The following is an 11,118-nucleotide window of genomic DNA, read 5'->3' as shown; positions in this document are numbered from 1 at the left end:
GGGGCACGGCTCGAGCGGTGCGCGCTCGTGGAGCCGGAGCGGGTCGTCGTGGACGTGCGCACCGCCGTGGCCCTGGACGGGCCGCTCGCCCGCTTCGGGGCCGCCCGCGGCGTGTCCCGGGCCGGGCCCCCGGAGGCCGCCCGTGCGCCGTGAGGACTCAGGCGCGGGGGGCGTCGTGCAGCACCGCGTCGATCAGCCGCACGGCGCCGGCCTTGTCCAGCGGGTTGTTGCGGTTGCCGCACTTCGGCGACTGCACGCAGGACGGGCACCCGTGCTCGCACTCGCACGAGGAGATCGCCTCCCGGGTGGCGCCCAGCCACGCGACGGCCGTGGCGTAGCCGCGCTCCGCGAACCCCGCCCCGCCCGGGTGGCCGTCGTAGACGAACACCGTGGGCAGCTCCGTGTCGGCGTGCAGCGCGGTCGAGAGCCCGCCCACGTCCCAGCGGTCGCACGAGGCCACGAGCGGCAGCAGGCCGATCGCGGCGTGCTCGGCCGCGTGCAGCGCCCCGGGGACGTCGGGTTCCTCGATCCCCGCGCCGGTCAGCACGGGGCCCGGCACGGTGAACCACACGGACTTCGTGAACAGGTCGCGGGCCGCGAGGTCCAGGGGCTCCTCGCCCAGCACCTCGTTGGAGATCACGGCCTTGCGCTGGAACGAGACCACCTTCGTGGTGACCTGCACCTGGCCGAAGTGGACGGTCACCGGCCCCCAGCGCTCCGAGCGCTCCTCGGCGACCACGCTCACCTGCGTGATGTCCCGCGCGGTGGTGTAGAAGTCGGGGTTCGCCCGCGTCACGGCGGCCACCGAGCCCGCCTCGTCGAGCTCGTCCACGATGTAGGTCCGGCCCTGGTGCACGTACACGGCCCCCGGGTGGGCCTGGTAGTGGGACTGGGGGGAGTCCATCGTGCCGAGCACCGCGCCGGTGTCCGTCTCGATGATCCGGATCGGCCCGCCGCCGTCCGAGCGCAGCGACACCATCCCGGCCGCGGACTGGGGGTGCGTCCAGAACCAGCCGTTCGGCCGGCGGCGCAGGTGCCCGCTGGCCACGAGCGAGCCGAGCACCTCCGGCGCGGTGGGCCCGAAGCTGTCGATCTCCTCCGCGCGCAGCGGCTGCTCGGCCGCGGCCGCGCACAGGTGCGGGGCCAGCACGTAGGGGTTGGAGGGGTCGAACACCGTGGCCTCGATGTCGACGTCGAAGATCGCCTCCGGATGGTTCACGAGGTACGTGTCGAGGGGGTCGTCGCCCGCCACGAAGGCGGCCAGGGCCTCCTGGCCGGCCCGGCCCGCCCGGCCGATCTGCTGGAAGAAGGACGCCCGGGTGCCGGGCCATCCGGCCACGACCACGGCGTCCAGCCCGGCCACGTCGATGCCGAGCTCGAGCGCGGACGTGCTCGCGATCCCGAGCAGCCGCCCGTCCCGCAGCGCCTCCTCGAGCTCCCGGCGCTCCTCGGGGAGGAACCCGGAGCGGTAGGCCGCCACCCGGTGGGCCAGCGAGGGGTCGACCTCCTCCAGCTGCCGGTGGGCGATCTGGGCGATCGTTTCCGCGCCGCGGCGGGACTTGATGAACGCGATGGTGCGGACCTGGCGGAGCACCAGGTCGGTGAGCATGTCGGCGGTCTCGGCCAGGGCGGTGCGGCGCACCGGGGCGTCGTTCTCGCCGCCGCCGTCGGTCTGCTCCGGCTCCCAGAGCACCACGGTGACCGGTCCGTGCGGGGAGAAGTCCGTGGTCACCGGCGTCACCTCGGCCTCGGGGACGCCGACGAGGCGGGCGAAGGAGGCGTGCGGCTCGAAGGAGGTCGCGGACGCCCCGATGAAGACGGGGTCCGCGCCGTAGAGACGGCAGATCCGGCGCAGCCGCCGCATGAGGTTGGCCACGTGCGAGCCGAAGACACCCCGGTAGGAGTGGGCCTCGTCCACCACGACGTACTTCAGGCGGCGGAAGAACCGGGACCAGCGCGCGTGGTTGGGCAGCACCCCGTAGTGCAGCATGTCCGGGTTGCACAGCACCACGTCGGCGTGGTCCCGGACCCACCGGCGCTCCGCTGGGTCGGTGTCGCCGTCGTAGGTCGCGGCGCGCAGGGTCGGCAGGCCGAGGGCGTCCAGGCCCTTGAGCTGGTCGGCGGCCAGGGCCTTGGTGGGGGACAGGTAGAGGGCCGTGGCCTCGTCCGGGTGGTGGATCATGCCCGGGTTCGCCAGCGCCGCGAGCCGGCCGCGGTGCACGGCGTCGGCCACGGGCGCCTGGTAGGCGAGGGACTTCCCGGACGCGGTCCCCGTGGCGACCACCACGTGTCGGGGGGCCAGCACCGCCTGGACCTGGTGCAGGTACGGCGCGTGCACGCCGAGCCGTTCCCAGGCCGCGACCACGTCCGGGTGCAGGTGCTCGGGCCACGGGACCGTCACGGCGTCCCGGTCGGGGATCTCCCGGACGTGCCGCACCTGCTCCGGCGCGTCGCCGCGGCCGAGCAGGGGGATCAGGGAGACGTGGTCGGAAGACGGCACCGGTTCATTGTGCCACCGCCGCCCCGGCGGCCCCACCGGCGGGGCGGCCGCCGGGAGCCGCCAGGGCAAAGGCGCTCGGTGCTGTCCCGGCGGCTCCGTGCGGCGCCGCGGCGCGGTGGCGCCCTGCCGCTGCGGCGCGTCTCAGCCCTGCGTGTCCGCGCCCCGGGTCCGCCGGTGCACGCGGGCCTCCCACGGCCGCAGCAGCCCCTCGTCGCCGGGGACCACGCCGTCGGGGCGGTTGCCGATCAGCAGCTCGGCGCCGGCCCAGCCCTCGGGCAGTTCGGTGCGGACCTCCTCGCCCGAGACGTTGGCGAGCACCAGCAGCTCGACGTCCCCGAGCCGCCGGGTGAAGGCGTAGAGCTGCTCGTGGTGGGGGGCCAGCATGGTGAAGTCGCCCAGGGCGACCACGGGCTCGGTGTGCCGCAGCTCGATGAGTCGCCGGTAGTGGTGGAACACCGAGTGCGGCTCGGCCCGGGCGGCCTCGGCGTTGACCTCGTCGTGGTTCGGGTTGACCGCGATCCACGGGGTGCCGGTGGTGAACCCGGCGTTCGCGCCCGCGGTCCACTGGACCGGGGTGCGGGCGTTGTCCCGGCTCGACCAGCGCAGTCCGCGCAGCACCCCGGCGGGGTCCGCGCCGGCGGCCACGGCGTGGCGGTAGTGGTTGACCGACTCGATGTCGCGGAAGTCCTCGATCGTCTCGAACGGTGCGTTGGTCATGCCCAGCTCCTCGCCCTGGTACACGTAGGGCGTGCCGCGGTGCAGGTGCAGCAGGGTGGCCAGGCAGGTCGCGGAGGCCACCCGGTGCTCGGGGCTGTCGTCGCCGAAGCGGGAGACCGCGCGGGGCTGGTCGTGGTTGTTCCAGTACAGGGAGTTCCAGCCGACCTCCTCCAGGCCCTCCTGCCAGCGGCCCAGCGAGGCCTTCAGGTCCGTCAGGCGCAGCGGCTCGGGGTCGAACTTCCCGCCGGGCCCGTGGTCGAGGCCCACGTGCTCGAACTGGAAGACCATGTCCACCTCGGCGCGGGCCGGATCGGTGAAGAGCTGGGCCTGCTCCACGGTGACGCCGGGCATCTCGCCCACCGTGATGAGCTCGGCGTCCCGGCCGGCGAAGACCTCGCGGTGCATCTCCTGGAGGAACTCGTGGATCCGGGGACCGCACAGGTAGGACGCGGAGCCGTCGCCCCAGGGCGTCCCGTCCACCGGGGGCCCGTCGTGCAGGTGGCCGTCCTCGGCGACGTCCTTGCTGATCATGTTGATGACGTCCATGCGGAAGCCGTCCACGCCGCGGTCCAGCCACCAGCGCATCATGGCGTGGACGGCCTGCCGCACCTCGGGGTTCTCCCAGTTCAGGTCCGGCTGCTTGCGGGAGAACAGGTGCAGGTAGTACTCCCCGGAGGCCTCGTCCAGCTCCCAGGTGGAACCCGAGAAGAAGCTCTGCCAATTCGTCGGCTCCGCGCCCGGCGCGCCGGCCTCCATCCCCCGGCGGGGAGCGCGCCACCAGTACCAGTCCCGTTTCGGCGAGTCCGGCGAGGAGCGGGACTCGACGAACCACGGGTGCTCGTCGGAGGTGTGGTTGACCACGAGGTCCATCACCAGTTTCATGCCGCGGGCGTGCACCGCCCCGAGCAGCTCGTCGAACTGCTCGAGGGTGCCGAAGACCGGGTCGATGTCCTGGTAGTCGCTGATGTCGTAGCCGTTGTCGTCCTGCGGGGAGGAGTAGATCGGGGACAGCCAGACGACGTCCACGCCCAGGTCCTGCAGGTGGTCGAGGTGGGCGATGATGCCCCCGAGGTCGCCGATCCCGTCGCCGTCGGAGTCCGCGAAGGAGCGGGGGTAGATCTGGTAGACGACCGCGTCGGTCCACCACGCGGGGGTCTCCCCGGCGCCGCTGCCGGTGCCGGGCCGCTGCGCGGTGATGTCCTGCTGCTGGGTGCGGGTGCTCATTCGGCTGCTCCTCGGGTGACGCCGCTGACGACCGCCCGTCGGCAGGCAACGGCCCCCGGCGTGGCGGCGTCGTCGTGCAGCCGCGAGCGGTCTCGATACCCGACCAGTCTGCTCGAACGGAGTGCGCCGGCAACACCGCCGAGCCCGAACCGGAAGCAACATAAATACACGCGTGATATGTTCGAATCAACACCCCGAGGGTGGCGTCGGTCCGCGTGCCGCACTGCACTCCACCGCACGGACGGCTCGACGAACCCGGAGAACGGATGACCGAGATGCTCCCCGACCGCCGACGGCGGGAGATCCTCGACCGCGTGCGCGCCTCCGGTGCGGTGCGGGTCGCGGACCTGGTCGCCGAGCTGGGCGTGTCCGACATGACGGTGCGCCGGGACCTGGACCGGCTGGCTCGGGACGGGGAGCTGCAGAAGGTCCACGGCGGGGCGAAGCTGCCGGCGGGATCCTCCGCGGCCGAGCCCGGATTCACGCACAAGTCCGAGCTGCAGCTGCCGGAGAAGGCGGCCATCGCCGCCGCCGCCGAGGCGATGGTGCGACCGGGCATGTCCGTCTCGCTGAACTCCGGGACCACCACCTTCGCGCTGGCCCGGGCCCTGCGCCGCGTCAGCGACATCACGGTGGTGACGAACTCCCCGCGGATCGCGGACGTGCTCCAGGACGCGCCCGCCACGGGGCAGACGGTGGTCCTGTTGGGCGGGGTGCGTACCCCCTCGGACGCCCTGGTGGGCCCGCTGGCCACCGCGGCCCTGCGCACCCTGCACGTGGACCTGGCCTTCCTGGGCGTGCACGGGCTGTCCGAGCGCGACGGGCTGACCACTCCGAACATGATGGAGGCCGAGATCAACCGCCTCTTCCTGGAGCGCTGCGACCGCAGCGTGGTGCTGGCCGACTCCACGAAGTGGGGCCTGTCCGGGCTCCACCGCATCGCCGGTCTCGACGAGGTCGACACCGTCGTGACCGACGACGGTCTGGGCGCCGCCGACCGCGAGACCCTGAGCCAGCACGTCCCCGACCTGCGACTGGAGCCCGTCCGATGACCTCTCCCGCCCCCGCCGAGCGCGCCGCCGCGCCGCTGTTCGCGCACTGGACCCACCACCTCGCCGACGGGCGGGAGGCCGTGTTCTTCTCCGACCGCGGCACCCCGCCCGTGGAGCACGTGGTGGACCGCCGGCCCCTGGACGCCCGCTCCGGCGGCGGTGAGGTGCGCTTCGACCGGCTGACGGGGGAGTGGGTGGCGGTGGCCGCCCACCGGCAGGCGCGCACCTACCTGCCCCCGGCCGACCAGTGCCCGCTGTGCCCGAGCGTGGGTGGGCGCGAGTCGGAGATCCCCGTCGAGGACTTCGACGTCGTCGTCTTCGAGAACCGCTTCCCCTCGCTGGGCCCGGAGCTGGCCGAGCTGCCGGACCCGCGACAGGTGGGGGAGCGGTCCCTGTGGGGAGTCCCGTCCCCGGCCGTGGGGCGGTGCGAGGTGGTGGTGTTCACCCCGGAGCACCAGGGCTCCTTCGCGTCCCTGTCCTCCGAGCGGGCGCGCACCGTGGTGGAGGCCTGGGCCCAGCGCACCGAGGAGCTCTCGGCCATGGCCGGGGTCCGGCACGTGTTCCCGTTCGAGAACCGGGGCGAGCAGATCGGGGTGACCCTGCACCACCCGCACGGGCAGATCTACGCCTACCCCTATCCGGCCCCGCACGCGGCCCGGCTCGCGGCCCGCTCCCGGGCGCACCTCGAGGCCACGGGGCGGACCCTGATGGGCGAGGTCCTGGCCGACGAGACCGCCGCCGGGGACCGGATGGTGCTGGCGGGCGAGCACTTCTCGGCCTATGTGCCCTACGCCGCGCGGTGGCCGCTGGAGGTCCACCTCGTCCCGCACCGCCGCGTCCCCGACCTGGCCGCGCTGACCGGGGCCGAGCGGGACGAGCTGGCGGTGGTGTACCAGGACCTGGTCCAGCGCGTGGACCGGCTCTACGACACGCCGACCCCCTACATCGCCGCCTGGCACCAGACCCCCGTGGACGCGGCGGACCGGGAGGCCGGCCGGCTGCACCTGCAGCTCACCAGCCCGCGCCGGGCCGAGGACAAGCTGAAGTTCCTGGCCGGCTCCGAGGCCGCCATGGGGGCGTTCATCAACGACGTCACCGCCGAGCAGACCGCCGCACGCCTGAGGGAGGCCGCACGATGACCGGACAGCACACCCCCCAGCCGGCCGCTCGGCAGGCAGGCCAGGACGACGCCGCCCGGGCGGAGGAGCTCTCCCGCCGCTTCACCGAGGTGTACGGCCACGCTCCGGACGGGGTGTGGCGTGCCCCGGGACGGGTGAACCTCATCGGGGAGCACACCGACTACAACGACGGCTTCGTGCTGCCCTTCGCCATCGACCGCTCGGCGATGGTCGCCGTCCGGCTGCGCCGGGACGCGGAGCAGGGGCGGCGGACCGGGCAGGGCGAGGACGCGACCCGGCACGACGTCGTCGACCTGGCCTCCACGTACGCCCCCGACGGCGGGGGGCTGTCCCGGGCCCGGTTCCGGATCCCCGGGCTCGCCCCCGGGGCGGTCGGCGGCTGGGGGGCGTACCCGGCCGGCGTGGTGCACGTGCTCGCCGGCCTCGACGGGGTGGAGGTGCCCGGGTTCGAGCTGCTGCTGGACTCGACCGTCCCCGTGGGTGCGGGCCTGTCCTCCTCGCACGCCGTGGAGGTCGCCACGATCGTGGCCCTGAACGACCTGCTCGGACTGGATCTGGACCGGCCGGCGATGGCGCGGCTGACGCAGCGGGCGGAGAACGAGTTCGTCGGCGCCCCGACCGGGATCATGGACCAGTCGGCCTCCCTGCGCGGCCGGGCCGGCGCGGCGCTGTTCCTGGACTGCCGCACCCAGGAGGCCGAGCTCGTGCCGCTGTTGGTGGCCCGGCACGGGCTCGCCGTCCTGGTGGTCGACACGAAGGTCGCCCACTCCCACGCCGACGGCGGCTACGCCGCCCGGCGCGCCTCCTGCGAGCGCGGGGCCGCCGCCCTCGGAGCGGCCTCCCTGCGCGACGTCCCGGACGGGACCGACCTGAGCGGACTGGACGAGGAGACCGCCCGCCGGGTCCGGCACGTGCTCAGCGAGAACCGCCGGGTCCTGGAGACGGTCCGGCGGCTGCGGGCCGGGGACGTCCGGGGCATCGGGGAGCTGCTGGTCGCCTCCCACGCCTCGATGCGGGACGACTACGAGATCTCCTGCCCCGAGCTCGACCTCGCCGTCGACGCGGCCCTGGCCGCCGGGGCCGCCGGCGCACGGATGACCGGCGGGGGCTTCGGCGGCTCCGCGATCGCCCTCGTGCCCGCGGCGCGGGCGGAGCAGGTCGGGAACGCGGTCGCCGAGGCCTTCGCGGACCGGGGTCACCGGGCGCCGGACGTCTTCGTCGTCGTGCCGGGGGAGGGTGCCGGCCGGGTGCGGTGAGGCGCGGATCCTCCGCAGGACGACGTCGGTGGCACCGCGCCACTGCTCCTCGGCCCCGGGCCCACTGGGCCCGGGGCCGGCGTCATCGCAGGGCGCACTCTTGACGTGCAGTGTGATCTGGATCATCCTTGTGTTCAAGATATAAACACAGTTGCCAGCATGTGGCAACGGACCGGCCGGCCGGGCTCCTCGCGAACCCGTCCACCCGCCGGTGCACCTCTCTCCAGCTCCGCTCACGTCCCGTGCCCCCGCCGTCCGGGGTGCCCTCAGCGAAGGACCTCCCATGCACAACGCTCCTCCACCGGCCGCGGCCGCGACCCACGGCAAGACCCCGAAGAAGGCGGCCCTGGCCAGCTGGATCGGCTCCGCCCTGGAGTACTACGACTTCGCCGTCTACGGGACGGCCGCCGCCCTGGTGCTCAACCACCTGTTCTTCCCGGCCGACACGTCCCCCGGGGTGGCGATCCTGCTGTCGATGGGCACCGTGGGCGTCGCCTATGTCGTCCGACCCCTGGGGGCCCTCATCATGGGCCCCCTCGGCGACCGGTTCGGGCGCAAGTTCGTGCTGATGCTGACCCTGTTCATGATGGGCGCCGGCACCTTCGCCGTCGGCTGCCTGCCGACCTACGACCAGGCCGGGCTGCTGGCCCCGGCCCTGCTCGTGACCTGCCGTGTCATCCAGGGGCTGTCGGCCTCCGGCGAGCAGGCCAGCGCGATCTCGGTCTCGCTGGAGCACTCCGAGGAGCACCGGCGGGCCTTCACCACGAGCTGGACGCTGCAGGGCACCCAGTTCGGCACCCTCCTCGCCACCGCCGTCTTCATCCCCTTCACGCTCGTGCTCACCGAGGAGCAGCTGTTCAGCTGGGGCTGGCGGGTCCCGTTCTGGCTCTCCGCCGTCGTGGTGGTCGTGGCCTATCTGATCCGCCGCCACCTGGAGGAGCCGCCCGCCTTCGAGCAGGCCCGGGCCGTGCTGCCCGGCGAGAAGCCGGCCACCCCTCTGGCCCTGATGTTCAAGCACCACAAGACCGCGGTGCTGCGCGTGGCCGCGGCCGCGATGATCAACACCGTCAACGTGGTCTTCCTGGTGTGGTCGCTGTCCTTCGCCACCTCCGTGGTGGGCCTGGACCGCTCGACCATGCTCTGGGTCTCCGTCATCGCCAACGCCGTGGCCCTGCTCGTGATCCCCGTGGCGGCCACGGTCGCCGACCGGGTCGGGCGCAAGCCGGTGTTCATCACCGGGGCGGCCGGCGCGGCCGCGATGATGTATCCCTACCTGGCCGCCGTCCACGCCGGGAACTGGACGCTGATCTTCCTCCTCGGCGCCGTCATGTCCGGCTTCTTCTACTCCATGTCCAACGGCATCTGGCCCTCCTTCTACGCGGAGATGTTCCCCACCCGGGTGCGCGTGACGGGGCTGGCCCTGGGCACCCAGATCGGCTTCGCGATCTCCGGCGGCTTCGCCCCCGTCCTGGCCAGCTCCCTGGCCGGGGCCGAGGGGGACAACTGGCTGGGCGTGGCGGGGTTCGTCACCGGCGCCTGCCTGGTCGCCGTGGCCGCCGCCCTGACGGCCAAGGAGACCAAGGACAGGACCCTGGGCCAGATCGACGACCTGCACACCACCCGCACCGAGGCGGCCGAGCTGGAGCGGCTGCAGGGGGCGGGCACCGCCTCCGGCCGCTGAACGCTCCGGAAGCGCTGACGAGGGCGGACGCCCCGGCCGGTCACCCCGGCCGGGGCGTCCGCCCGTCCCGGGCCGGACCCTGGTCACGAACATGACACGGGTCACGCCCGCGGAGGCCCCGTGCCAGAATGACCGCATGAGCAACCCCATGAACATCTCCGGGCACAATCCCGACAAGGAGGCCCGGGCGCACCGGCCGCCGGTCACGGAGCTGACCCCGGAGCAGTGCTGGGAGCACCTCTACAGCGCACGCTTCGGCCGGATCGCCACCATGGACGGCGACGAGATCGAGATCACCCCCATCAACCTCCTGGCCGACGACGGGAAGATCTACTTCCGCACCGCCAAGGGCACCAAGCTGCTGCACCTGGTGCTCAACGAGCACGTCGCCGTGCAGGTCGACCAGGCACAGGGCGGGGAGGCCTGGTCCGTGATCGTGCGCGGCACGGCCCGCCAGCTGACCGACCCGGAGGAGACCGACCGGGTGGACGAGCTGCCGCTGCGGCCGTGGGTCGGGACCACCAAGCTCGAGTACGTGGAGGTGGCCCCCACGAAGGTCACCGGCCGCGTGTTCCACCTGGGCCACTGACCCGGCGCCCGGACCGCTCGGCGCCGGACGCCCCGCCGCGCTTGTAGCCTGGACCCGTGGCACAGCACCGGATCGTCCTGCACTACGTCTTCACCCCGCTCCCCGACCCCACGGCCATGATGCTCTGGCAGCGCGCCCTGTGCGAGGGGCTGGGCCTGCGCGGGCGGATCATCGTCTCCCCGCACGGGCTCAACGCCACCGTGGGCGGTGAGGTCGGGGCGCTCAAGCAGTACGCCCGCACCACCCGCTCCCACCCCGGTCTCCGGGACACGGTGTTCAAGTGGTCGGACGGCTCGGCCGAGGACTTCCCGCGGCTGTCGGTCAAGGTCCGGGACGAGCTCGTGTCCTTCGGCGCGCCCGGCGAGCTCGAGGTCGACGAGCACGGCGTGGTCGGCGGCGGCACCCGCCTGGCGCCCGACGCCGTGGACGAGCTCGTGGCCCGCCGCGGCGAGGACGTCGTGTTCTTCGACGGGCGCAACGCCCACGAGGCCCGGATCGGGCGCTTCCGCGGGGCCGTGGTCCCGGACGTGGCGCACACCCGCGACTTCGTGGCCGAGCTGGACTCCGGGAAGTACGACCACCTCAAGACCCGGCCCGTGGTCACCTACTGCACCGGCGGGATCCGCTGCGAGGTGCTCTCCGCACTGATGCGCAACCGCGGCTTCCAGGAGGTCTACCAGCTCGACGGCGGCATCGCCGAGTACGGCCGCGAGCGCGGGGACCGTGGGCTGTGGGAGGGGTCCCTGTACGTCTTCGACCGGCGCATGCACGTGCGGTTCACCCCGGCCGCGGTCACGATCGGGCGCTGCGACCGGTGCGCCGGCCCCGCGAACCGCTTCGTCAACTGCGCGGACGGCACCTGCCGCGCCCTCGTGCTCGCGTGCCCGGCCTGCCTCGAGGAGCGGCCGCGGCTCACCTGCCCGGCCGGGTGCGGCACCGCCACGGCACCGGGGGCCGGCG

General features: G+C 73.7%; 8 protein-coding genes. 6 read left to right on the top strand and 2 right to left on the bottom strand.

Annotation, left to right across the window (positions count from 1 at the left end):
* Nucleotides 1–157: 157 nt before the first annotated feature.
* Nucleotides 158–2,500 (bottom strand): DEAD/DEAH box helicase, encoded by a 2,343-nt coding sequence (locus CRM73_RS15945; RefSeq protein WP_017832504.1) that lies wholly within the window; start codon nt 2,498–2,500, stop codon nt 158–160.
* A gap of 141 nt (nt 2,501–2,641) precedes the next feature.
* The gene (locus tag CRM73_RS15940; protein WP_017832503.1) at nt 2,642–4,441 is read right to left on the bottom strand and encodes an alpha-glucosidase; all 1,800 of its coding nucleotides are present in this window, start codon (nt 4,439–4,441) and stop codon (nt 2,642–2,644) included.
* A 266-nt stretch (nt 4,442–4,707) separates the two neighbouring features.
* On the opposite strand from CRM73_RS15940, the gene CRM73_RS15935 reads away from it, so the two are divergent.
* From CRM73_RS15935 to CRM73_RS15910, 6 genes are all read left to right on the top strand, one after another.
* Nucleotides 4,708–5,493, top strand: a complete 786-nt coding sequence (locus CRM73_RS15935; protein ID WP_017832502.1) for a DeoR/GlpR family DNA-binding transcription regulator — start codon at nt 4,708–4,710, stop codon at nt 5,491–5,493.
* Nucleotides 5,490–6,632 carry a galactose-1-phosphate uridylyltransferase gene (gene galT, locus CRM73_RS15930; RefSeq protein WP_126350317.1) on the top strand — a complete coding sequence of 381 codons (1,143 nt, stop codon included), beginning with the start codon at nt 5,490–5,492 and terminating at the stop codon, nt 6,630–6,632. Before CRM73_RS15935 ends, galT begins: the two co-directional genes overlap by 4 nt.
* Nucleotides 6,629–7,888 carry a galactokinase gene (galK, locus tag CRM73_RS15925; RefSeq protein WP_229588441.1) on the top strand — a complete coding sequence of 420 codons (1,260 nt, stop codon included), beginning with the start codon at nt 6,629–6,631 and terminating at the stop codon, nt 7,886–7,888. Before galT ends, galK begins: the two co-directional genes overlap by 4 nt.
* A gap of 283 nt (nt 7,889–8,171) precedes the next feature.
* Complete coding sequence (locus CRM73_RS15920) at nt 8,172–9,569, top strand: MFS transporter (RefSeq protein WP_095651143.1); 1,398 nt, start codon at nt 8,172–8,174, stop codon at nt 9,567–9,569.
* Nucleotides 9,570–9,705: 136 nt separating this feature from the next.
* Nucleotides 9,706–10,158 (top strand): pyridoxamine 5'-phosphate oxidase family protein, encoded by a 453-nt coding sequence (locus tag CRM73_RS15915; protein ID WP_229588439.1) that lies wholly within the window; start codon nt 9,706–9,708, stop codon nt 10,156–10,158.
* A 56-nt stretch (nt 10,159–10,214) separates the two neighbouring features.
* Nucleotides 10,215–11,118: rhodanese-related sulfurtransferase (locus CRM73_RS15910; protein ID WP_229588437.1), on the top strand; the 904-nt coding region annotated here is incomplete at its 3' end.

The sequence above is a fragment of the Kocuria sp. CCUG 69068 genome (genome assembly GCF_020833785.1).
In the GTDB taxonomy this organism is placed as follows: Bacteria; Actinomycetota; Actinomycetes; order Actinomycetales; family Micrococcaceae; genus Kocuria; species Kocuria rosea.
The sequence above is the reverse complement of the archived record's forward strand: the minus strand, read 5'-3'. Positions and strand labels throughout refer to the sequence as shown.